This window comes from Clostridia bacterium (assembly GCA_024653205.1).
Taxonomy (GTDB): Bacteria; Bacillota; DSM-521; order Neomoorellales; family SLTJ01; genus JANLFO01.
Window position 1 is genome coordinate 122,514 of sequence record JANLFO010000001.1, and the last position, 22,827, is coordinate 145,340.

At 64.3% G+C, this 22,827-nt stretch carries 20 protein-coding genes and 3 pseudogenes; 21 read left to right on the top strand and 2 right to left on the bottom strand.

Translation table 11 applies throughout. From position 1 onward, the window contains the following. Positions 1–840 precede the first annotated feature (840 nt). The 5 genes and pseudogenes from NUV99_00615 to NUV99_00635 all read left to right on the top strand — a co-directional run bounded on the left by NUV99_00615 (position 841) and on the right by NUV99_00635 (position 5,591). A complete protein-coding gene (locus NUV99_00615; GenBank protein MCR4418651.1) occupies positions 841–1,899 on the top strand; it encodes a hypothetical protein in 1,059 nt (352 codons plus the stop codon). A gap of 692 nt (positions 1,900–2,591) precedes the next feature. Beyond that, positions 2,592–2,817, top strand: a pseudogene (locus tag NUV99_00620) (UDP-glucose 4-epimerase GalE). A 676-nt stretch (positions 2,818–3,493) separates the two neighbouring features. Continuing rightward, entirely contained in the window at positions 3,494–4,210 is a 717-nt protein-coding gene (locus NUV99_00625; protein ID MCR4418652.1) for a hypothetical protein, read from the top strand. A 59-nt stretch (positions 4,211–4,269) separates the two neighbouring features. Further along, positions 4,270–4,914 (top strand): hypothetical protein, encoded by a 645-nt coding sequence (locus NUV99_00630; protein MCR4418653.1) that lies wholly within the window; start codon positions 4,270–4,272, stop codon positions 4,912–4,914. A 128-nt stretch (positions 4,915–5,042) separates the two neighbouring features. Beyond that, positions 5,043–5,591, top strand: a pseudogene (locus tag NUV99_00635) (GDP-mannose 4,6-dehydratase). Positions 5,592–5,706: 115 nt separating this feature from the next. On the opposite strand, the gene NUV99_00640 reads toward NUV99_00635, so the two are convergent. Next, positions 5,707–6,150 carry a DUF86 domain-containing protein gene (locus NUV99_00640; protein ID MCR4418654.1) on the bottom strand — a complete coding sequence of 148 codons (444 nt, stop codon included), beginning with the start codon at positions 6,148–6,150 and terminating at the stop codon, positions 5,707–5,709. After that, positions 6,143–6,541 (bottom strand): nucleotidyltransferase domain-containing protein, encoded by a 399-nt coding sequence (locus tag NUV99_00645; protein MCR4418655.1) that lies wholly within the window; start codon positions 6,539–6,541, stop codon positions 6,143–6,145. The genes NUV99_00640 and NUV99_00645 overlap by 8 nt, the downstream gene beginning before the upstream one ends. 163 nt (positions 6,542–6,704) lie before the next feature. On the opposite strand from NUV99_00645, the gene NUV99_00650 reads away from it, so the two are divergent. The 16 genes and pseudogenes from NUV99_00650 (at position 6,705) to NUV99_00725 (ending at position 22,755) form a co-directional block, all read left to right on the top strand. Next, positions 6,705–6,929, top strand: a complete 225-nt coding sequence (locus NUV99_00650) for a type II toxin-antitoxin system HicB family antitoxin (GenBank protein ID MCR4418656.1) — start codon at positions 6,705–6,707, stop codon at positions 6,927–6,929. A gap of 149 nt (positions 6,930–7,078) precedes the next feature. Then, positions 7,079–7,333: an AbrB/MazE/SpoVT family DNA-binding domain-containing protein gene (locus NUV99_00655; protein MCR4418657.1), complete on the top strand. Its 255-nt coding sequence runs from the start codon at positions 7,079–7,081 to the stop codon at positions 7,331–7,333. A 94-nt stretch (positions 7,334–7,427) separates the two neighbouring features. Continuing rightward, the gene (murJ, locus tag NUV99_00660; GenBank protein ID MCR4418658.1) at positions 7,428–9,062 is read left to right on the top strand and encodes a murein biosynthesis integral membrane protein MurJ; all 1,635 of its coding nucleotides are present in this window, start codon (positions 7,428–7,430) and stop codon (positions 9,060–9,062) included. Between the two features lie 224 nt (positions 9,063–9,286). Next, positions 9,287–9,604: a DUF433 domain-containing protein gene (locus tag NUV99_00665; protein ID MCR4418659.1), complete on the top strand. Its 318-nt coding sequence runs from the start codon at positions 9,287–9,289 to the stop codon at positions 9,602–9,604. Then, positions 9,604–9,759: pseudogene (locus NUV99_00670) on the top strand (DUF5615 family PIN-like protein). Before NUV99_00665 ends, NUV99_00670 begins: the two are co-directional and overlap by 1 nt. 232 nt (positions 9,760–9,991) lie before the next feature. Further along, positions 9,992–11,833 (top strand): S-layer homology domain-containing protein, encoded by a 1,842-nt coding sequence (locus NUV99_00675; protein ID MCR4418660.1) that lies wholly within the window; start codon positions 9,992–9,994, stop codon positions 11,831–11,833. A 167-nt stretch (positions 11,834–12,000) separates the two neighbouring features. Then, on the top strand, positions 12,001–12,414 hold the full coding sequence (locus NUV99_00680) for a clan AA aspartic protease (GenBank protein ID MCR4418661.1): 414 nt from the start codon (positions 12,001–12,003) through the stop codon (positions 12,412–12,414). A 10-nt stretch (positions 12,415–12,424) separates the two neighbouring features. Further along, the gene (locus tag NUV99_00685) at positions 12,425–13,342 is read left to right on the top strand and encodes a hypothetical protein (protein ID MCR4418662.1); all 918 of its coding nucleotides are present in this window, start codon (positions 12,425–12,427) and stop codon (positions 13,340–13,342) included. A gap of 218 nt (positions 13,343–13,560) precedes the next feature. Then, positions 13,561–13,767, top strand: a complete 207-nt coding sequence (locus NUV99_00690; protein MCR4418663.1) for a hypothetical protein — start codon at positions 13,561–13,563, stop codon at positions 13,765–13,767. A gap of 67 nt (positions 13,768–13,834) precedes the next feature. After that, entirely contained in the window at positions 13,835–16,195 is a 2,361-nt protein-coding gene (locus tag NUV99_00695) for an O-antigen ligase family protein (GenBank protein MCR4418664.1), read from the top strand. Positions 16,196–16,338: 143 nt separating this feature from the next. Then, positions 16,339–17,760, top strand: a complete 1,422-nt coding sequence (locus NUV99_00700) for a Wzz/FepE/Etk N-terminal domain-containing protein (GenBank protein ID MCR4418665.1) — start codon at positions 16,339–16,341, stop codon at positions 17,758–17,760. Next, positions 17,721–18,476 carry a CpsD/CapB family tyrosine-protein kinase gene (locus NUV99_00705; GenBank protein MCR4418666.1) on the top strand — a complete coding sequence of 252 codons (756 nt, stop codon included), beginning with the start codon at positions 17,721–17,723 and terminating at the stop codon, positions 18,474–18,476. The genes NUV99_00700 and NUV99_00705 overlap by 40 nt, the downstream gene beginning before the upstream one ends. Before the next feature lie 150 nt (positions 18,477–18,626). After that, positions 18,627–19,415 carry a helix-turn-helix transcriptional regulator gene (locus NUV99_00710; GenBank protein MCR4418667.1) on the top strand — a complete coding sequence of 263 codons (789 nt, stop codon included), beginning with the start codon at positions 18,627–18,629 and terminating at the stop codon, positions 19,413–19,415. Between the two features lie 314 nt (positions 19,416–19,729). Further along, positions 19,730–21,283 (top strand): diguanylate cyclase, encoded by a 1,554-nt coding sequence (locus tag NUV99_00715; GenBank protein MCR4418668.1) that lies wholly within the window; start codon positions 19,730–19,732, stop codon positions 21,281–21,283. Positions 21,284–21,400: 117 nt separating this feature from the next. After that, positions 21,401–22,615 carry an MFS transporter gene (locus NUV99_00720; GenBank protein MCR4418669.1) on the top strand — a complete coding sequence of 405 codons (1,215 nt, stop codon included), beginning with the start codon at positions 21,401–21,403 and terminating at the stop codon, positions 22,613–22,615. After that, positions 22,597–22,755 (top strand): hypothetical protein, encoded by a 159-nt coding sequence (locus NUV99_00725; GenBank protein ID MCR4418670.1) that lies wholly within the window; start codon positions 22,597–22,599, stop codon positions 22,753–22,755. Before NUV99_00720 ends, NUV99_00725 begins: the two co-directional genes overlap by 19 nt. Positions 22,756–22,827: the final 72 nt, after the last annotated feature.

Here is a 22,827-nt window from a genome sequence, read left to right on the forward strand (position 1 = left end):
CACCTTTGCGTTGAGCCGGCGAGTAGGGGGCAAGGAGTAGCAAGGGCCCTCGTTCAGCACTTGCGCAGAGAGACAAAGCACCTACAAGGAATTGGCTTGTGGTGTCGCCGCGACTACGTGGCACATGATCTGTGGCCTCGTCTGGGTTTCGTGGCAAGATCGGACAGACAAGGGCGAAGCTACACCGGTAGCTACCTAACCTTCTGGTGGCTAGACCATGGACATCCCAATCTTTTTACCCCGGCTGATGAAAAACGCCTGGCTTCGAAACTCAAAGCGGTGATGGATGCTAACGTATTTTACGACCTAGACGCCGAGCCGAGTTTGGACAACGAAGAATCGAAGGCACTTGTTGCCGATTGGCTTCATGACAGCGTAGAGTTGTGCCTTACTGACGAGATCTACAACGAAATTAACCGCAATCGGGACCCGCACGAGCGAAAGCGTCGCCGTGCTTTTGCGTCGACGTTCACACATCTACCGTGCAAGCTAGAAGATATGCAAAACGCAATCACGGTAATAGGTAGACTTTTTCCTAGCCAAATGAAACCACGTGAGGAGTCCGACCTCCGTCAGGTCGCCCGCGCAATTGGTGGCGGCGCTCACTTTTTCGTTACTCGAGACAAGGACTTACTAGCTAAGGCAGAAGATATTTACCAGGCCAGCGGGATGGCAGTAATACGCCCCTGTGATCTCATTATACACCTGGATGCGTTATCCAGGCGAGCAAAATATCAGCCTGCTCGTTTAGCAGGTTCGCTAGTAAGGATTAAGTTGCTGCCTAGCGGGCAAGGTGATCTAATAACCAGACTGTTCCGTTGCCCTCAGCAGGGCGAGAGTATGGCCGAATTCCGTCGGCAGCTTAATCGCTTTCTGGCTGATCCTAAGACCTTTGAGACTTATATGGTCAACGATGCTGAACAGAATTACCTTGCGTTAGTTGTATACGCAAGGCCAAGCGAGAATGAACTCCAAATACCCCTCCTTCGCGTGACGCCCGGCCCGCTAGCCCAAGCCATGGCACAGCGACTGGTCTTTTGCGGCGTACTCAGCGCTGGCAGAGAGAAGCGTGTGCTTACGAGGGTCACTGATAAATACCTCCACGATGTTATCCCGCCAATCCTCCAAGACACTGGATTTTGCCATCGTAATGGCATATGGACTAAAGTTAATCTGCCTGCGGTAGAGGAAGCCAAAACAATCACGGCTGAACTGCAGGCGCTGGCTACGAGGTATTCTGACGTACGCAATCACCTCTTGCGCATAGCCGACGTCCTGCAGAAGGCAATGGACACCAACGACGTACGCACCATAGCGCTTATAGAGAAATACCTTTGGCCCGTAAAGGTTTTGGATGCACACATTCCGTGCTTTGTAGTACCGATACAGCCTCGCTGGGCTATGCATCTTTTCGACGAGGAGTTGGCCAGGCAAAGCCTCTTCGGAGCGAAGGCAGAAGTGGCACTTGCCCAGGAAAACGTATACTATCGCGCCGCCCGTCCTAAGGTTCTCTCAGCTCCTGGTCGGGTACTTTGGTACGTAAGCCAGGAGGAAGGCTGTCTGGGTTCCAAGCACATTAGGGCCTGTTCCATGCTTGACGAACTAGTAATCGGCAAACCCAAGGACCTGTTTCGGCAGTTTCGGCGTCTAGGCATATACGAGTGGAGAGATGTGTTGGCCTTAGCGAGAAACGACCTTGATCGTGATATCATGGCCATTCAGTTTAGCAATACTGAAATATTTGGCAGTCCGATTCCATGGGGAACCCTACAGCAACTGTTATTAGAGGAGAGGGGGTGCGGTTCTCAGGTTCAGTCACCCATTCGCATATCTAATAGCATCTTTATACGCCTTTACCAGCTCGGCCAAACCAAAACGGGGAGCGATGCTGTTGGATAGGATACTGATGCTGTCAGTGCGTCCCGAGCACGCCGATAAAATCTTCAGCGGAGTTAAGACAGTCGAGTTACGCCGGCTCTGTCCCAAGCTGGCGAAGGGAGACCTCGTCTTGGTCTACGTGTCTTCCCCAATCAAGAGTCTAGTGGGTGGCTTTAGGGTGGACAAGGTGCTGGCGGAACGGCCCCAGAGCCTCTGGGCAAAGGTGCAATTCCAATCAGGCCTAACGCGCGAGGAATTCGATCTTTACTATCTAGGTGCCCGAATTGGGTACGGAATCGTGATCAGTGAGGCTTGGCGATTACCAAAGCCTCTGAGCCTGTATCACTTGAAGGCGTTGTGGCCAGGCTTTCGTCCTCCCCAAAGTTACTGTTACTTGGTGCCTGGCAAGGCTGGTGCTCAACCGGTTCTTGAGTGCGTGGCCAGGTCACTTGCTGCGGGCGGATGGGACGTCGACGAAGTAAAACTATGGGCAAGCCTCCTGCCAAGCGCCCGGACCCAGGTGCTAAAGAGCGCTGGGGTGTAACCGCTCTCACAGGCTCGGACCTCTGTCTGACCGATATCCGCCTCATCCAGCGGCAGGCGCGGGCAGGGGACAATCCCGCCCTTCAGCGGCTGGGCGGACCCGGCAGGGTGTGCCTTGCGGCCCGCGTAACGGTCAAGGAGGCTCAAACTGATGCGCGTTCGGGCGGGTCTTCTCGGTGCGCGAGGTAATAGAAGCGGCCGAGGGTCACCGGCCGCAGCCTGATCGTGAAGGAGGGGCCGCGGCGGCCGGGGGACCCGGCGGTGCTGGTGGCCTCCTCCCGCCGCATCCGGCAGGAGCTGGGCTGGAGCCCGCGCTACGCCGACCTGGAGGCCATCGTCCGCACCGCCTGGGAGTGGCACCGCCGGCACCCGCAGGGTTACGCGGAGGCGGGTTAGAGCGCGACAAGCGCGAACTAAGGCGGTCGCCGGGTGGTTACGGGGCACGCGCTGCTCGTAGCAAGGCAAGTGGGGGTGAGCGTGCCTGGCCACGGACGTTTGAGCCTCGCACAGAGCAGAGCCTTCAATGAGAAGACCAAGCCGAGGTGGTTATCGGTGGAATCGCGAGTGCCTGATCCGCACGCCTACTTTAGCGAATTGGCACAGTTGTTGGCCAAACATTGCCAGGATCCCGTCCGATTGCCCGAACTGATAGAGTTTAACTTTGATAGACAGCGGCGATTGGTGGGGTGGTCCATAAGAGGCAAGCGCTTGCGACTGCGCCGCGCGGCGGTGTACGCCCACAGGGAACTCGCCCGCGAGAAATTCCGCGACCGCTACGTCATTTTTGATTACTCCTATCACCTGCAGCCCCACCAGGGCACCGGATTGGATCAGTTTCGCGTGGACTTAGAGGAAGGTAGAGCACATGCCAACCCCTCCCCGGCAACGGAACGCCAGTTCAGACGGCATGCCGTTGAGGTTTCGGAGACCGTTCTGGACCTAGCGGACCTAAATTTGGCCATTTTTCTTACCATTTGCTTACAGTACTTAAAGGCTGAGACCTATCCTTTGACTCCCGGGGTCGCGCATACATATAATAGGACAATAGCGCGTCTAAAAAGGAGGCTGGGCCTTGAGCCAGTTCACTACTAGGCAAGTTTGCTATTTCTGGCGACAGGGTAGACACAACCTGCCCACAACCATCGACTTAGTGGCCCGTAGGGCACTCGAGGGCGGAATTAAAAGGGTGGTCGTCTTTACCGCCGACGGGGAGGGCCCCGTTCGCTTGGCCGATTCCCTTTCCGGATCGGGGGTTAGCATTATTGCGGTCACTTTTTCTCATGGCCAGGTAGTCAGGGTGGGCGAGGGGGACGCCGCCAGCGAGGCAAGGCCTCCTGCTGTGTCCGAGGAGGTAAAGGCGCTGCTGGCGAGCCGAAACATACCCTTAGTTTCCGCCCACGTCCCTTTCCACGAGATTATTCTGCCTGGGACTAGGGACTCCAAGCTGCTCGCCATTCGGCACGTGCTTAGTATGTTCGGTATCGGAATGCGGATTTGCGTGCAGGCAGTACTGATGGCCACCGACGCCGGTCATGTGGACCCGCTAGAGGAAGTGATCTCCATGAGTGCCGATACGGCGATCGTGGCCACCGGTTGCCCTACCTACTTATTGTTCCACCCCGAAAAAGGCCTTCAGGTTAAGGAAGTGATATGTAAGCCTCTTCAGCGAGACGCAGTCGGCACCCGGGAGCCTAATCCGAAAACCGAAGAGAATGGCCGACAGGAGGCGACGCCGGATCAGGGCGAGCCCTGTACCTCGAACGATCTCCTTGACGGCGCCCCGAATTAGTGTTACGGTACTAACACAAGCTGAGGATGTAACTTGAAGCGTGGATTGGGGATGATCGCGTGTACCTGGACGACTTCCTGGCCGACCCGCAACTGGTTGAGGCAGGGTTTTTGGAGGCGGTAGTTTGGGAGCCGGATTACTCTCGAGGCCGGCTTCTGGAGCTACAGGCGCGCTATGGGCTAGACACGATGGAAGTTTACGACGAGTACAGGCGCGCCGAGCAGTTTCTGGGGGGCCAGAGGGGGGGGATTCTGGCCTTTATCGATGAGGCGGACCTGGCGGAGTGGGTCCACTACTACGAGATTTTCAGGGCCAGCGGTGGGGACCCTTGGGAACTGCATGGCGACCCTGAGCCCAGATGGCCGGAGGGAGAAGGAAGCTTACCGTGCGGCGGCGCTACCGCCGCCTTTCTATTAGGGAGCGAACTTCCTGCAGCCTCTCTAACTCCTGCGCCCCCCGGCCACGGTGATGGCGGTGGACAGGGCGTTGGCCCGCCACTCTTGTCTGGGCTGGCCGGGATCAGCTCCTCCCGGACCCGGCAAACGGAAAAAGGCCTGAGGCGACTAGCACGGGAAGTCGGGGCTGTGCTTCACTTTGCCGCCCTCAGCCTTGTGGGCGAGTCCGTTTCTAACCCGGCACTGTACTACGAGAACAACGTTCAAAAGGGGCTTGCGTTCCTGCACATTATCCCTTCCAGGAATTAACTATAAGAAGTTGGTGAGGAGCTGTGGAAACCGTTTTGGTGACCGGTGGGGCCGGCTTTAGTACTTCGCCGCCGAGTCGCACGTGGACTGCAGCATTATGGACCCGGGGCCCTTCATAGAAACCAACCGCCTACTTCAAGACCCACGGCCTGCCGGTGGTCATCACCCGAGGCTCCAACAACTACGGCCCTTACCAGTTTCCGGAGAAGCTCATCCCGCTCATGATCACCAACGCCCTGGAGGATAAGCCCCTTCCGGTCTACGGGGACGGCCGCAACCGGCGCGACTGGCTCTACGTAGAGGACAACTGCCGGGGCCTGGCCCTGGCGGTGGAGAAGGGCGTGCCCGGAGAGGTGTACAATCTAGGGGCGGGAGAGGAGCGGGAGAACCTAGAGGTGGTGCGGGCGATCCTGCGCCTGTTGGGCAAGCCGGAGGGCCTGATCCGCTTCGTGGCCGACCGGCCGGGGCACGACCGCCGCTACGCCCTCAACACCGCCAAGGCCGGTCGGGAGCTGGGCTGGCGGCCGGAGGTGCCTTTCGAGGAGGGCCTTGCCCGCACCGTGGAGTGGTACCTGGCCAACCGCCCCTGGTGGGAGCGGGTCAAAAGCGGCGAGTACCGCCGCTACGCCGAGGAGTGGTACACCCGCCTCGGCCTGGACAAGGTTGGGCAGGGCTGAAACCAGAGCGGCCAACAAGAAGACCCAGTGATCACCTTGACGGCGCCCCGAATTAGTGTTACGGTACAGCGACCTCGACCCGGTGAGTCAAACCTTTGAGCTGAGGTGCGGCAGGTCATTCTGCTTTTGGGCTTTGGCCGTGGCTTTCTAGGTATTCTAGGATATAGCTGGCGAAGCGGGCGAAGTCTTCTAGACGGCTGGTGATTATTCGGTACATTTCCTGGCCGGTGACTTCGGCGTAGCCGTGGACCAGGCGGTTGCGGTAGCCGGCCATGCCCACGATTTCCCGGGCGAAAGCCGGGGGCAGTATCTGGTTCTGCCCCAAGATTTCAATTATGGAGCGGTAGTCACGAGGCCGACCCAAACCCTTCTTTACCACAATGTGCCGCCCTATGTCCAACACGCATTCTAGGGCCCGACGCAAGTGGTGCTCGGCTATGGCATAGTTGTCCGGGTTGGCGACAAACGCTTCCTCCGACAGTTCCCTGAACCTGTTAAGGCGGTTCACGGAGTTCCGCAGCATGTCCAGGCGTTCTAAGATGAGTTGGCGGTTAAGCAAAGAAGTGGCCCTCCCGGATGGCTTCGACCAGCTCCTGCTCGCAGCGGGCGAGAACCGGGGCGAAATCGAGGTAGTCGCGGATTACCTCGTCCTCGAAGTCGGTCCGCGCCACGTGGTCGCGGCAGTAAACCACGGTTCCGGTGCTAACCACTTCGAAGCGAAAGGTAATGCCTTCCCTCTGGAGGAAAACCAGGTCTACCGCCCGGGGCGCGAGCGCTCGGGTCAACTCCGCTTCCATCTCTGCCAAGAGGTCCAGGCCGTGTTTGGCCGGTTCGTAGCCGGAAAAGACCACGGCTAGGTCCACGTCGCTTTCCCGCGCCGCCTGGCCGCGGGCGTAAGAGCCGAAAAGGTAGCAGGTATGCGACCCGAACTTTTCCAGCACGGGTGCGATTTTTTTGCCGATTCTTGTGGGGTCCGGTTTCAGAGGTGATTCGCCTCCCAGCTCGGTTACACCTTGATCATAGCCGGACGGCGCTGCCGGGTCAAGGATCTAGTCGAACTGCGCCAATTCGGTGCTGGACCCGTTTCCCCTGGAGGAAACTCTGGGCTACCTTCTGTCGCCCTGGGAGGACGCCCTGGAAGGCAGTTACTGGGTAGCGGAGTGTGCGAGTCTTCCGGGCTGCATAAGCCAAGGGAGGACGAAAGAGGAGGCAATTGCCAACATAAGAGAGGCAATTGCCGGCTATATCGCCGCCCTCGAGGAGGACGGTCTCCCTGTCCCGGAAGAGAGATTTTACGCGGAGCAGTGGTACTTGCGCCTGGACCTCACCGCGTACTAGTAGGCGGCCGATGTGGTATACTTGATTTGCCGGTAGGAGGTTGTGCGTAGAGCGTTCTACAGCGAGGGTCCTTTCCGCGGCAGGATACAGGGCCTTAGACGTGCGCGATGTCGGCTTACGGGGTACGAAGGACCGTGAGGTTTTTACTAATGGAAGCAAATGTGGTGCGGCTGAGTAGCAAGGGGCAGCTAACCCTCCCGGCGGAAATCAGGCGGAAGCTGGGTCTTGAAAAAGGAGCCAGGCTGCTGGTTCTTTTAGAACACAACGAGATAAGAATCAGGAAACTGAACGAGGGTCGGCCGCCGGCGTTCACTTTTGAAAGCCCCTTCTTCGACCTCATAGGCTCTTTCTCGGGCCCGGAAGATCTGGCCGAGAACCACGATCGCTATCTGGCGGAGGATTAATCTTGCGCAGGATTTTTGTGGATACCTCCGGTATTGTGGCCGCCATGAACGCCCCACGCCCTTCTGCTGGCGCGAGCGGGTAGGAGGAACGCGCTTGCCTGAAGCAGAGGTAATCCCTTCAAAGCGCAATGCCGGCGCTGCCGTGGCCCGGGCCGCGGCCGGGGTGATGGCCGCCACGTTGGTGAGCAAGTTCCTGGGCTTCGGCCGGGAGGCGGCCCTGGCGGCGGTGTTTGGGGCCAGCGCCCTCACCGACGCCTACCTGGTGGCGGCGGTGATTCCCACGATGCTTTTCGGCATCGTGAACGCCGCCATCACCACCGTGGGCATCCCGGTGTTGAGCGAGTACCTGCACCGGGAGGAAAAGCGGCCGCAGTTGCCCTCCCTGGTGTGGAGCAGCTTCCACGCCGTGCTGCTGGTACTGGCTCTGATCTGCCTGGCAGCTCTGCCCCTGGCGCCGTGGCTGGTGCGGTTATTGGCCCCAGGGTTCGGGCCGGAGCAGGCCGGGCTCACCGCGGCCATGGTGCGCATCATGCTGCCGGCCGCCGTCTTCATGGGCCTGGCCGGCTGGGCCCAGGGGGTGCTCAACGCCCACCGGCACTTTTTGGTGCCCGCGGCCGTGGGCATACCCTACAACCTCGTGCTGATTTCCGCCATCTTCCTCTCCGGCGCCTTCTGGGGCATTACCGGCCTGGCCTGGGCCACGGTGCTGGCCGTGGCCTCGCAGTTTGTCATCCAGCTTCCGGCGCTGCGGCGCCGGGGCCTGCGCTATGCGCCGGTGCTTGACCCGGCCCATCCGGGGCTGAAGAAGATGGCGGTGCTGGTGCTGCCGGTGCTGGTGGGCGTGGGTGCGGGGCAGCTCAACCTGGTGGTGGACCGCATGCTGGCCTCCGGCCTGCCGGAGGGCAGCATCTCCGCGCTGAACTACGCCCTCAAAGTAATCCAGATCCCGCAGGGGCTTTTGGCCGCCTCCCTAATCACCGTGCTTTACCCTTCGTTCGCCCAAAAGGCGGTGGCGCATGACCTGCCCGGATTGCGGATGGCCCTCGCCCGCGGGCTGGCGGCGCTGGCCGCGGCCGTGGTGCCGGTAGCGGTGGGGGCCATAGTGCTGCGGCGCGAGGTGGTGGCCCTGCTCTTCCAGCGGGGCGCCTTCGACGCCGCCGACGCCGAAATGACCGGGGTGGCCCTGCTTTTCTATGCCCTGGGCCTTTTGTTTCTCGCCTGGCGGGACTGCCTGGCCCGGGCCTTCTACGCCCTGCAGGACACCACCACCCCCATGACCACGGGACTGGCGGCGGTGGGGATCAACGTGGGCCTTAACCTTCTGCTGGTGCGACCCCTGGCGCACGGGGGCCTGGCCCTGGCCACCTCGGCGGCGGCGCTGGCCAACTGCGTACTGATGCTGGTGCGGCTGCGCCGGCGCCTGGGCGGCGTGGGCGGCCGCTACTTCTTGGCCGACACGGCCAGGGTGGCGGCGGCCTCGCTGGTGATGGGCCTGGCGGTGTGGGCGCTCAACCGCGCGGCGGAGCCCCTTTTCCCGCCGGTGGCGGCGGGAAGCGGGAGCCTGGCGGCCTTTGCGCTCCTTGGCCTGCGGGTGGGGCTTTTGGCCCTGGCGGGCGCGCTGGTGTACCTGGCGGGTTGCCGGGCCCTGCTGGTGCGCGAGGTGGGAAATCTGGTGGTCCTGGTGTGCGCCCGCCTGCTGCGGCCGCCCGGCGGCAGCGCCCCGGCGTAAAGGGGGCTCTGCGGTGGACAACCACCGTGACCCGGCCGGCTTCGTTCGGTTCCGGGTGCGCAAAGGGGCGCACGTGGTGGTATACGGCCTTGGTTCCCGGCGGTGTTCGGCGCCATCGCCCCTATTTTGTGGTAGAATAGTCCTGATAGGGCGTGCGGTGGTGAGAGCGTATTGTTATTTTTGCCTCCGCAAATCATCCCGAGCCAATTCAGGAGGGTACGGATGTGACCTTGCCGGAAGCAGAGTACAGATATATAGCCCTAGACCACAAGGGCAATGCGATTATCGTTGGGACGACCCTAAAAGTTGTAGAACTTATCTCAGAGAAGCTGGCCTATGGCTGGAGCCCGGAAGAGATCCGTTTTCAGCATCCATATTTGAGCCTGGGTCAAATTTACTCAGCGCTGGCGTACTATGCTGATCACCAAGAGGAAATGGAGAAAGAGATTGGCAAACGTTTGAAGAAGCTGGCCAGGTTCAGAAAGGATTTGGCCGCGCCTAGCCTGACCGCCAGGTTGAGGCGGACAAAGGAGTCCCTTTAGTGACCGTATCTTTCTACCTGGATGAACATATACCTCGAGCCATTACCACCGGTTTGCGACTGCGGGGTGTTGACGTTCTTACAGCCCAGGAAGACGGCAGGTCGGGGGCATCTGATGCCGATTTGCTCGACCGGGCTACGGAACTGGGGCGGATAAGGGGCTAGCGCGGCGCCAGCCGGCTTTCTGGCCCGGCAAGTGGCCGAAAAGCCCTCAAGGCGCTACGGGTGCGGTTCAGGGTGGCCCACCGGGACTTTCCCCTTCTATCTACTGCAGGATACACCCCGGCAAAGCGGGCGAAGTTGCGCAGTATGGTTGCGGAGCCGTGCCAAGCATGGTAGAATAATCCTGGTATTTCTTAAGTCTGCGGCGGAAAGGAGGTGAAACGAGATGCTAAAGCTGTTCAGCCGCGATCGCTACTTAGCGGGCAACCTGTGCCTGGTCCTCTTCGTGGCCTTCCTGGTTACGCTGGCGGTGACCGCACTGCCCGGCCCCGGTTACGCCCAGCCCGATCCGCTCCAATTTGACGCCAAGTATCAGGGGAAAAGCCTCAGCTCGGATGAAGGTGATCCTACCGAGGTCCCCCGCAGCGGAGCCAAACTAACTTTGGAGCTAGAGCCGCTTACCCCGGAGGAGTTCGATGGGATATTCGAGCAACTGCTGTTCAAGGTGATGGTAGACGGCGACGTTCGCCAGACGGTTTATGTGAAGGACACCGTCTATTCGATCACCTACGAGGTATACGGCACAGTAGGTTCCACGACCTACTACGCCTACAGCATCGTTTACAACTTTGTGGCCTCCAACTATGAGCTGGGCTACGGGGATAAGTTCGTGCTGGCGTTTGCTGCGGGCGACGCGCTGGATACCCAGTACTATCTGGAGGTGCAGCCGAGGCCCCCAAGTGGCGGAGGTGGTCCTGCTGCTGCCCCTGCGCCCGTAACCGAGGAGGAAGCCACTCCCACTCCTTTCGGCACCGTGGCTTGGGATGAGGAGGCCGGCAAGGGCACGGTCCAGGTGAACGCGGACCTGCTCGCCGACCTGGCCCAGCAGGCCAAGCAGGCCGGCCAGGCCGCGGTGGACCTGCGCGTTTCCCCGCCCGCTGACGTGACCCTCAAGACCCTCACCGTGGAGGCTCCGGCCCAGGCGGTCCTGGCCGCCCTGAACGCCGGCGTTGGCCTGCTGCTGGGTACCCCCGATACCTGCGTGGCTTTCGACCCGTCTAAGCTTCCCGCCGACCTCAAAGCTCAATTCGAGGCCAAGCCCGAAGCGGAGCTGAGCCTTAGCCTGACCGTGCTTTCCGAGGCGGAGGCCAGGCAGGCGGTGGCCATGCCGGCGGATTATCGGCTGGCCGGCCCGGTGGCGGTGCTGGAACTGGCCTTCGACGGCAAGGCCCTGCCCGGCACCCTCACCCTGAGCTACGCGGGAGCGACCTCGGCCCGGAGCGGGCTTCTGGCGGCCCTGGATGTCTTTGGACTGTTCCGGGGGCAGAAGGTGGCTGCTGTGGCCCTGGACGAGGATAAGCTGGGTCTATACCGGTATAACGAGGCCACCCGTACCTGGGAGTACATCGGCGGCCGGGTAGACAAGGCGGCCGACACGGTGACCGCCAAGGTGGCGGCCCTGACCCTGGCCAAGTACGCGGTGATGGCCTACGAGAAGACCTTCGCCGACCTGGTGGGCCACTGGGCCAAGCGGGACGTGGAGATCATGGCCGCGCGGCACATCGCCGGTGGGGTCAGCGAGACCCTCTTCGAGCCTAACGGGCAGGTTACGCGGGCCCAGTTCGCGGCCCTGCTGATCCGTACCCTGGGCATTACCGAGGCTAAGCCCACAGCGCCCAGCTTCACGGATGTGGCCGCCTCTGACTGGTACTACGGCGCCGTGGAGACCGCCCGCGCCGCCGGGCTGGTGGGCGGGTATCCGGACGGCAGCTTCCGGCCAGAGGCGCGCATCACCCGGGAGGAGATCGCGGCCATGGTTTACCGGGCTTTGGTCTATGCGGGCAAGCGTCCGGTCCTGGCCGGGCCGCCGGAGACCGTCCTGGCGCGGTTTAGCGACGCCGGGCAGATCGGCGGTTGGGCTAGAGAGGCCCTGGCCGCGGCGGTGAGCGCGAACATCCTGCGCGGCCGCACCGCGGATACGGTGGTGCCTAAGGGCACGGCCACCCGCGCCGAGGCCACGGTCATGCTGAAGCGGGCCCTGGTGAACCTGGGCGAGCTTAACGAGTAAGCGGAGAGGCGCATACGCGCCCGGGCAACCGGCAAAGTAGCCGGGACCCGGAAAGGAACGGGGGAGCGGGCCCCGCACCCGCTCCCCTCGATTTTCCGTAGCCACGGCTATGCTATAATGGGAGTAGCCGCCGGTTCAGGCGCAGTCTGGGGAGGCGTCTAAAAGGCATGGGCGAGGTGCGGGTTAGAGCTAGACTGACCAATGCGGTAGATGAGGCCTTGGCCCGCCGGGGCCAGATCCGGCCCGGGGAAGTCCGGCGCTACGAGGCGGACGCCCAGGTGGATACCGGGGCGGTGAGATCGGTGGTGCCGCCGCAGGTGGTGGAACGCCCGGGTCTGGCCCTGCGGGGTCAGAGGGTGGCCGAGTATGCGGACGGGCGCAAGGAACCGGTGGGCGTAACCGAGCCGCTGGTGATAGAGCTACAGGGCCGGGATACGCTGGAGGAGGCCCTGGTTCTGGGCGACGAGGTCATAATCGGCCTGACGGTGCTGGAGAAGCTCGACCTTTTGGTGGACTGCGTGGCCCAGCGCGTGGTTCCCAATCCGGCCCACCCGGACCAGCCGGTTACCAAGGTAAAATGAGCGCGGGACCATGAAGTGGTTCGGCCTGGGTAGACGTGCGACACCAGAGGAGCCGTTCTTCGACTGCCACACCCACCTGCTGCCGGGTCTGGACGATGGCGCCTCTACCTGGGAGGAGGCGGAGGAGCTCATTGCGGCCGCCTATCAGGCGGGCACGCGGGCAATGGTGCTGACACCTCATTATATGGTCGGCAGCTACGAGCCCTCGCCGGACGAGATAAAGGCCGCGGCAGAAGAGCTGGCCCGCCGCCTCGAGGGCGTGGTGCCCGTAACCCTGGGCACGGGAAGGCCTGCCTCGGCGGCCCGGGCCGAGACGGCCGCCACCGAAGCTTCCAACCTTGCCCGCGCGGCAGATCCGGGCGGCGGCGTCGGACCGTCCGAGGTCGCGTGCGCGTCCGATACCGCCGGGGGGGAGGCCGCCGGTCCGGACCCTCGGTTGCGGCTCTTGGTGGGCGCCGAGGCCTATCTGGACCCCGCCTTGCCTGAGCTTGTGGGCCGGGGCAAGATCCTCACTCTGGGGGACCTGGGAACTCACCTGCTGGTGGAGTTGCCCTTGGCTGAGGTTCCCCGCTGGGCGGATGAGGTTTTGTTTTCCCTGGCTCTGGCCGGGGTGACGCCGGTTCTGGCCCACCCGGAGCGCTGCGCCGGGGTGCGGCGCCGGCCGGAGTGGCTGGCGGCGGCGGTAGAGCGGGGTGCCTTGGTTCAGGTGAACGGCGGGAGCCTCACCGGCGCCTACGGCGGGGAGGTGGCCCGGGCGGCGGCGGGCTTGGTGCGGCGGGGCCTGGTACACTTTTTGGGTTCCGACGCCCACGGCCCGGACCGGCCGGCCTTGTTGGCCGGGGCTGTGGTCAGGGCCGAGAGAATAGCCGGTGCCGAGGCGGCGCGGCGCCTGGCCTGGCAGAACGCGGCCGCGCTTTTCGGGCTTTAAGCGGAGCCGAGCGAAGCCGACACTTTTTGCCCCGGTTCGCGGAAGGATTTCCGGTTCCGGGCGGCAAAGTTTCTTTACTTGACTTGACTTGCAGAAAGTGCAATCCGGCACGGCAGGAGGCAATGAAACCGGCCCTTTTTTGATGGTCGCCGCGGGGCCGGCGGAGCCAATGGCGAAACCGGCCTGCCCCAGTAAAGACCGGTTGCGGGGGTGGTGTGGTGGCAGGCCGGGAGCGGATTCGGGCTTTGGTGCGGGAGCTGCGGCAGCTCGGCTACTACGAGTTTCAGATTAGGGAGATCATCCGGGAGGCGGCCGGAACCGCCGACGTGGAAAGGCTTTCCTCCGAGGTGGCGGAAAGGGTGGCCGCGCGCTTGGCCGAGCAGGTGGCCTTTGCCCGGCGTTGTCTCAGCACCCGGGGGGAATAGTTGGCAGGAGTTTCCCGCGCCGCGGCGAAGTGAATGAACCGGAACCCGGAACGGGAGGTTTCGGTAGATGGGAAGTTCGTCCGCGGGCGGGAAACAACCGCCGCTTTTACATATCAATCTTCGCCCCCTGGTCTGGGCCGGGGTGGGAGCGCTTTTGGTGGTGCCGCCGTACCTGCGCGGCCTGTTTTTTGCTCCGGACCTCTTGACCACCCAGGTATTCCTGGCCGCGGTTTTTCTCCTCTGGCTGGCCGACCGTCTCCTGCGGCGGCAGGGCCCGGTTTCCCTTGACCTTCTCGACTGGGCAGTGCTGGCCTTCGCCGGCGCCTACCTTCTTTCCCTTGTCGCCCCGGTGTCGCGCCCTAACGCGGTATCCGCGTTTTTCAAGGCGTTGAGCTACGCCCTGTTGTATTTCATGGTTTCCCGGCTGGCCACGGGCCCGAAGGGCCTGACGCGGGTGTTGGCCCTTCACTTTTGGGCCGCGGTGGGGGTGGCCCTGGTAGGGCTGGCCGCGGCGGCCGGCTACCTCTACTACCCAGGTGCCTTTGACGGCCGGGTGATCATGTCCACTCTTCAGTACAAGAACGCCCTGGCCGCCTACCTGGCTACGGCGGCGCTGGGCGGCCTGGCCCTGCAGGCCCGGCGGTGGCGGCCGGCGCCTATGGTGCTCTACGGTTTGGGCCAGTTCGCCCTGGTAGTGGCCCTTCTGGGCAGCCAGTCCCGGGGCGGCTGGATAATGTACGGCCTGGCGGCGCTGGCCTACTGCCTGCTTTTGCCCCGGGTCCGGGTGTACCGCACGCTTTTCGGCCTTTTCGTCAGCGTGGGCGCGGCCGTGCTGGCTACCCGCAGCTTCCTGCCCGCGGCCATGGCCGGAGAGGGGCCGGCGGCGCTGCGCGCCCTGGCCTTTGGGGCGGCGGCGGTGGCCGGGGTGCAGGTGGGCGTGTACTTCGGTGACCGGCTCCTGCGGCGCCACGCCCGGGAGAGAGTGCGGCGGGCGGTGGGTTTCGGCGGGGTGGTTTACGCGGCGCTGGTGGCCGTGCTCTATTTGGCTTTGGCCGGGCAGGGCGCGCCCTCGCTGGCCGGAGCCCTCCTGCCTTCGCCGGTTCTGGCCCGGGCCCAGGCCATTGCCGGCTACGATCCCAGCTTTCAGATGCGTCTCATGTATGACCGCGACGCCCTGCGCCTGCTGGCGGACTACCCGCTGGTCGGAGCCGGCGGCGGCGCCTGGAACGCGCTTTACCACCGCTACCAGGATACCCTTTATTTTTCCACCGAGGTGCACAACCACTTCCTCCAGGTGGCGGTGGAAGCCGGGCTTTTGGGCCTGGCGGCCTTCGGCCTGGCCTGGTACGGCTTCGGCCGCCAATTGTGGCGGCTGCGGCGCCGCCTGGACCCGGAGGAAGATGAAGAGGCCTGGGCTCTGATCTGGGCAGCCGGGGTGGGAGCCCTGGCCCTGGGGGCGCATAGCTTCTTTGACTTTAACCTTTCGCTGCCGGCCCTGGCCTACGTGCTCTGGTCCCTTTGGGGGGCGGTGCGGGCGCAGGAGGGGTACCGGGCGGCGCGGCGGGCCCGGCGGACGGGGCCGGCGCGGGAGAGGCTGGGGCGAATGTTTAGCCACCCGGTGGCGCAGCCGCTGGTGGCCACGGCCCTGGCGGTGTTGCTGCTCTATCCGTCGTGGTGCTTCTACCGTGCGGGGCGCGTCGGCGCCGAGGCGGCCCGGGCCATGGAGGCCAAGGAGCTGGTGCGGGCCCGGGACCTTTACCAGGAGGCGCGGCGCCTGGACCCCTACACCGCCACCTACGCCGCCGATCTGGCCCAGGTGCTGACCGCCTTAGGCCTGGCCGAAAACCGCGAGGAGGACCTGGCGCGGGCCCGCGACCTGGCCCGGGAGGCGGCCCGGGCCGAGCCTTACAACCCTCAGGTGCGGGCTGCCCTTTCCCTGGTGTACCTGCTCCAGGGGTACGTGGACGAGGCGGTGGCCGAGGCCGAGGCGGTGGTGCGGGCCAACCCCTGGGACGTGGGCGCCTGGGAGCAGTTGGGACGCGCTTACGTGGGCGGGGCTCAGTACTACTCGCGCTTCGGTTATGAGCAAGACGCCCAACGGCTGCTGGAGATGGCTCTGAAGCTCCCCGAGCGGGTGGAAGAGCAGGCGGCGCGCCGCCGTCCCGAGATTCCCTGGCAGGGCCCGGCCCTGCGCGTCACTCCGGCCCTGCGGCTGGTGTACGGCCAGGCCGCCTACCTTTTGGGCCGGCCGGGCGAGGCCGCGGCGGCCTTAGAGGTGGCCTACAAGGACAAGAACCTGGCCCGGGAGGCCGCGCCCTGGCTGGCGGCGGCCCTGACGCGGGACGGCCGGGAGGAGGAGGCGCGGGAGGTGCTGCGCCTTTACCCCGGCGCCAGGCAGGAGTACGAGAATCTGCTGCGCGGCCGCTGAGCCGGCGCATTTTCGGCGCCAGATGCCGACGGGCCAGGAAGGATATGGCGAGTTGGGGTCGAAAAGTAGGGATAAGCGAGGGGAGCGGCGGGTGAAGAGTATCGACCGGCAACGGCACAGCCCGGCGGGGTTGGAGGGGTAGTATGGAACCGGGAGTCACAGGATCCGCGCCGGTACTGCAGACGCTGGACCTGCGCGATTATTTGCGGATCATCCGTAAGTGGCGGACCATGATCGTGCTGTTCACGGTCATTGCCGTGGTGACCAGCGGTATTTTCAGCTTCTTTGTTCTGCCCCCGGTTTACGAGGCGAAGGCGGTGCTGATCGTCACCCAGCCCGCCGACCGGCAGCAGGTGCGGCAGCAGGAGGAAGGCCTGGAGCAGGTGGTGGGCACGGTTTCGCGCCTGCCCCAGATGACGGTCAACACCTACGTGGGGCAGGTGAAGGCCGAGGCGGTGCTGCAGCGGGTCATCAAGCGGCTGAACCTGGACCCCGTGCTCTACACCCCGGCTAGCCTGGGCAAGATGGTCCAGGCTACGGCGGTGAAGGATACCAACCTTATCGAGATCAAGGTGCGGCACAGCGACCCCAAGCTGGCCGCGGACATCGCCAACACCCTGGCCCAGGAGTTCCTGAGCTTCATCTCCGAGAACAGCCAGGCCCAGATGGCCAAGTCGGTGGAGTTCCTGGAGCAGCAGCGGGAGAGCGTGCAGCAGGACCTGGCCAAGGCCGCCGCGGCGCTTGGGGAATTCAATTCCAAGCCCCGCGGCGTGGATCTGCTCCAGAAGGAAGCGGAAAAGCGCATGGCCGACCTCACCCAGTACCAGTCCCAGCTAGACCAGGCCCAGGTGGAGCTGGCCCAGCTCGAGGCGGCGCGGGCGGCCCTGGCAGAGCGCCTGAGCTCCACCTCGCCCACCATTAAGGTGGAGAAGCCGGTTTCCGCCGAAACCCTCGCCCTGGTGGGAGCAGGCGGCGCCGGGGAAGGCTCGGCGCCGGCGACCCCGCTGACGGTGACGGTGGAAGAGGTGAACCCGGTTTACGTTAGCCTGCAGCAGGCGGTGGCGGAGAAGGAGGCGGCCATTGCCGAAAAGGAGGCCCAGATGGCGAGTCTCCGTAGCCTCATCGCCGAAGTGCAGAAGGGGCTGGAGCAGTTGCAGGCGGAGCTTACCGCCAAGACCACGGAGCGCTCGCGCCTGGAGCGCCAGGTGCAGCAGTTGGAAGAGGCCGAGGCCCTGCTGGCGGAGAAGATCACGGAGACCAAGGTGGCCCGCTCTATGGATTTGGGCTCCGTCTCCCTGCTGCTGGCCGCCCCTGCCCTGGTGCCCGACCAACCGGTGAAGCCCAACAAGAGGCTGAACCTGGCCGTGGCTGCGGCGGTGGGCCTGGTGGTGGCGGTGGGCTTGGCCTTGTTGATGGAGTACATGGACAATACCGTGCGGGAGCCGGAAGACCTGGAGCGGCACCTGGGCCTGCCGGTGCTGGGCACGGTGCCCGAAGCCAGGGTTAGGAAGGGGGTGGGCGAGGCGTGGCGGGGGAGGACCGAGACCGTCGGCCGCTGTTGGTGACCAAACGGCATCCGCGCTCGCCGGTTTCCGAGGCCTTTCGTACCCTGAGAACTAACCTCAGCTACACTTCCCCGGACCAGCCCCTGCGGAGCCTCCTCTTCACCAGCGCCGGGCCGGAAGAAGGAAAGTCTACGGTGGCGGCCAACCTGGCGGTGGTTTTGGCCCAGGCCGGGAGCCGGGTGCTGGTGGTGGACGCCGACCTGCGCAAGCCGGTGATGCACAAGGCCTTCAAGCTGGAGAACCGGCGGGGGCTCACCAACGCCCTGGTCGAGGACCTGGACTTTGCGGAGTTGGTTCGCTCCACCGACCTGCCCGGCCTGTTTGTCCTCACGAGCGGTCCCATCCCGCCCAATCCGGCGGAGCTGTTGGGCTCGGCCCGCATGCAGCGGCTGCTGCCGGCCCTGGCCGCGGCCTACGACCTGGTGCTGGTGGACACGCCTCCGGTGCTGGCGGTCACCGACGCGGCGGTGCTGGCGCCCCTGGTGGACGGCGCCATTCTGGTGGCCCGGGCGGGGGTTACCCGCACCGACCTGCTCAAGGAGGCCAAGGAAGCCCTGGAGCGCACCGGGGTGCGCCTGCTGGGCGCGGTGCTCAACGGGCTCAGGCCCGATACCGAGGGGTACTATTACTACCACTACCGGTACTACTACGGCGACGGCGCCGGCCGCCGGACGGACCGCGGGGAAGGCACCGAGGGCGCCGGCGAGGAGCTGTAGGTACGGGGCCCTGCGGCCCGTGCAGGGGACCGGACGCTCTCCTTGAAGGGCGGCAGGTTTGTCCGCAGACGATGGCCGCCGAGCGGTCTTTCTATCGGCCGGTACTTTGCGGCTGCGGCAGGTCCGTGGACCGTAAGGGGAGGCTGGTGGGTGGGAAGATGGCATAGTCTTCTGACGCCCTTCGAGAGGGAAGTGGCCGCCCTGGCGAGGGCGGGGTACAGCCGGAGCCAGATAGCCGCGGCCCTGGGAATAGCTTCGGGCACGGTGAAGGCGGTCCTCCGGGACATACGCGGCAAGCTGGGGCCGGACTGGCGGGAAAGAGTACCGCCGAAAAAGCCGGGCGACGAGGCGGGGTATAAAGCCCTCGAGGGGAGGGCCGGGCCGGCGTTCGCGGCCGGGGTTTCTCCTTCTGGAGATAAGGCCCGGCCGGCTGGGTCGGGGCCTGGCCGGGAGGTTCCCGAGGCCGGCGGCACCTACCTCTCGGTGGCCCGGTACGAGCGGGAAGCTCGCGAGGGGCGTCGAGTGGCGGCCTCTCTGTTGCTGCGCAGCCACGGCCGAACCCTGCTCAAGGTTTCGGGAGACCAGCGCTTCTTTTTAAAGCCGGTGCTGGGCGCCCTGGAGGCGGAGCGGTACTTACGCCTTTTGGCCGCCGACCGCCACGACCGCTTTGCCCCGCCCTGGCTGCCGGTGGTAAACCGGGGCCGCCGGGCGGTGCGGGCCGCCGCCTACCTGGTGTGCGACGAACCCCTGGTGCGGGCGGCGCTGGAGGAGTACCTGCGGGCCGGCCTGTCCGGCTATGTGGCCGAACTTTCGGAGAAACTGGCCGCCGCTCGGAGCTTGACCGGCCCCTGGCGGCGGGCGCAGCTCCCGGACGAGCAGGAGCTGTGGACGTGGGTGCGCCAGGCCTTCGACCTGGACGCCCAGACCCCTCCCGGGTAACCGGGTTTTGGCCTTCGCTTTCCAGGTATTCCAGGATATAGCCGGCAAAGCGGCCGAAGTCTCTTCTTTACCACGATGTGCCGCCCTATGTCCAAAAGGCACTCTAGGGCCCGGCGCAAGTGGTGTTCGGCTATGGCATAGTTGTCCGGGTGGGCGGCGAACGCTTCCTCAGATGGGAGGAGGGGCCGCGCTGCCTGACCTCCCAAGGCGGAGCCTTTCCTTCTAGGAAGGACTTGCCTTATGAGTGAAGAATTGCTATTCTCACAGAGGAGGTCCGCCGGCGTAATGGTCGGCGGCGGCGAGGCGATATACGCGTGAGCAGGGAAGAACTTCACGCCTTGGTGGACCTGCTTCCGGAGGAAGCGGTGGGAGCGGCCAAAGATTTGCTTGAGGGGATCTTGCACGCCGGCTCGGGGTTCGGCCGGGGCCAGCCGGAGGAGAGGGCGATCCTCCTGGAGCAGGTTGTGGATTATCTTCCCGACGCCACCCTGGCCGTGGACCGCGAGGGAAAGGTATTGGTGTGGAACCGGGCCGCCGAACAGATGACGGGAGTCAAGAAGGAAGAAATACTGGGGAAGGGTGGCTACGCTTGCGCCGTTCCCTTTTACGGTCAGCCCCGGCCCTTGCTGGTCAACCTGGTGCTGGGCAACGGCAGGGAGTGGGAGAAGGAGTACGACAAGATAGAGCGCATGGGCGAGGTCGTGGCCGCCGAGGGGTTTGCCCCGAACGCTTGCGAAGGCAAGGGGCTTCGCTTCTGGACCCTGGCGGCGCCGATTTACGCCCCGGACGGAAAGCTGATCGGCGCCGTCCAGTGCATTCGCGACATCGGGGACCGTAAGAAGGCGGAAGAGGAGCTGAAGTACCTTAGCACCCACGATACCCTCACCGGGCTTTACAACCGTGCCTACTTTGAAGAGGAGCTGCGCCGCCTGGAGAAGAGCCATTTTTTCCCTGTGAGCTTCGTGATCTGCGATCTGGACGGGCTAAAAGTGGTAAACGATGCGCTCGGGCATGAACGGGGCGACGAGCTTCTGCGCCGGGCGGCCGCGGCGATAGCGGCCTGCCTGCGGGCTTCGGACGTGGTGGCCAGGGTGGGCGGAGACGAGTTCGTGGTGCTCCTTCCCGGTACCGACCGGAAGGGGGCGGAGGCGGTGGCGGAGCGGATACTGGCGGAGGTGGAGGAGGATAACCTGTCCCACCCCGAGTTGCCGCTGAGCCTTTCTATCGGCACGGCGGCGGCGCAGGACGCCTCCGTATCCCTGTGGTCCGTCTACAAGGAAGCGGACGATGCCATGTACCGGGACAAGCTGGCCAGAGGGCGCGAGCCGCGCCTGGCGGTACTCCGGGTGCTAAAGGCGGTGCTGGCCGAGAAGGACCTGCACAGCGAGCGCCTGCGGGAAATGGCCTGTGCGCTGGGCGAGGCGGTGGGGCTTTCGCGGGAGGAGATGGACCGTCTCTGCCTGCTGGTAGAGGTACACGATATCGGTAAGCTCGGTGTGCCTCGGCATATTCTTCTCAAGCCGGGCACGCTTTCGACGGAAGAGTGGAAGGAGGTTAAGCGCCACCCCGAGATCGGGTACCGCATAGCGCTGTCCTCGCCCGAGCTGGCCTCGGTGGCCGACCTTATCCTTCAGTGCCGGGAGCGGTGGGACGGGACGGGTTACCCGCAGGGCCTGCGCGGAGAGGAAATCCACCTCCTGTGCCGGATACTGGCGGTGGTGGAGGCCTACGAGGTGATGACCACGGATCGGCCCTACCGGAGGGCGCTGAGCCATCAGGAAGCGGTGGCGGAACTGAAGCGGGGTGCGGGGAGGCAGTTCGACCCTAAATTGGTAGAGATCTTTCTTGGGCTAATCGGGGACTCATAATGAGGCCGGCTCGCCGGGCCCGGGCTACCCTCTTGAAATCCGGGGCAACGGGCCATCGGCTTTTCCAGGGGCAGGAGAACGGCCGGCGGCAACGAATATTTAGGCAAAACTTACGGTTTGGGGGGACGGCTTCTGACCGAGGACGAAACGGTAGTAAGCTGGCTGGATGGTCTGCGCCTGAACCGGTTTCACTACGGGCTGATGCTCCTGGTGGGATCGGTGGAGCTCTTTTCCGGTTACAACTCCCAAATTATCGCCTACACCCTGCCCCAAATCATGCGGGACTGGCGCCTCAACCCGGTCCTGGGCGGCACTCTTTCCTCCTACACCTTCATGGGCTTCATGGTGGGCACCGCGGTCCTGGGGGCCGTGGCGGACCGCATAGGGCGCAAACGGGCTCTGATGCTGGCGGTGACCGTTTTTGCTCTCTTCGGAGGGCTTGCGGGTCTGGCGCGAGGCTTCTTCTGGTTCGCGATACTGCGTTTTCTGGCGGGCATAGGCATGGGTGGGGCGCTGCCGATAGCTATTGCCTTGGTGTCCGAGTATGCCCCTGCCCGGGCCCGAGGGAAGGCGGTGACGATCATGGCCTGCGGGTTTAATCTCGGCTGGGCCGTGGCGGCGCTGGGCGGGATGCTGATTGTGCCCACCCTGGGGTGGCGGGCGGCCCTGCTGGTGGGCATGCTTCCCTTGCTGCTGCTTCCTCTGTTTTGGCTCCGGCTGCCGGAGTCGGTACAGTTCCTGAGCGTTCGGGGCCGCTACCTGGAGGCGCTCCGCGAAGTCCGGCGCCTGGAGGCGGCGGCCGGGACGCCGCCCCGGGAATGGGGCCGGCAACACTTCGCCTTCGTCACCGCATCATCCGGGAGCCGGGCTCGGGACATTTTCGGGTCAGGGCTGGCGCCGACTACGCTCCTGCTCTGGATCACCTATTTCTTCGCCTTCTTGGCCGTTTACGGGCTTTCTATATGGTTGCCTTCCCTCCTCCTGGCTTCAGGTTTTTCCGTCACCCAGGGCTATGGCTTGGGCATGTTTCAGTCGGTATGCGCCGTGGGGGGAGGGCTGGTTTCCGGCTTGCTCATGGATCGCTGGGGCCGCAAGCCGGTGCTGGCGGGCTACTACCTGCTCGGCGGCGCGGCCCTGTGCCTTCTCGCCGCCGTCTCCTCGGGCTTGGCCTGGTGGTGGCGGCTGCCGCTACCGGCGCTTTCATATTGTCCGTGCCTATGCCCCAGCACGTGGTGGCAGGAGAGGTGTATCCCACCCGGGTCCGCTCCACCGGGGTGGGCTGGGCGCTTACCTTCGGACGGCTGGGATCTATTTTGGGGCCGGTTTTGGTAGGCGCCCTGCAGGTGGCGGGGTTCGGCGCGGGCCTGAATTTCTTTGTCCTGGCCCTGCCCTGCTTCCTCTGCGGGGTGCTGGTGCTGCTGCCGTTTTTCAGGGCCGGAGGGCAGGTGCGGAGCGCCTCGGCGCCGGCCTGACCGGCGTCCGAGCCCGGCGCACCTGCCGGCGGTTGATCCGGCCAACCCCGGAGGTGTTGCCATGCCTTTGCC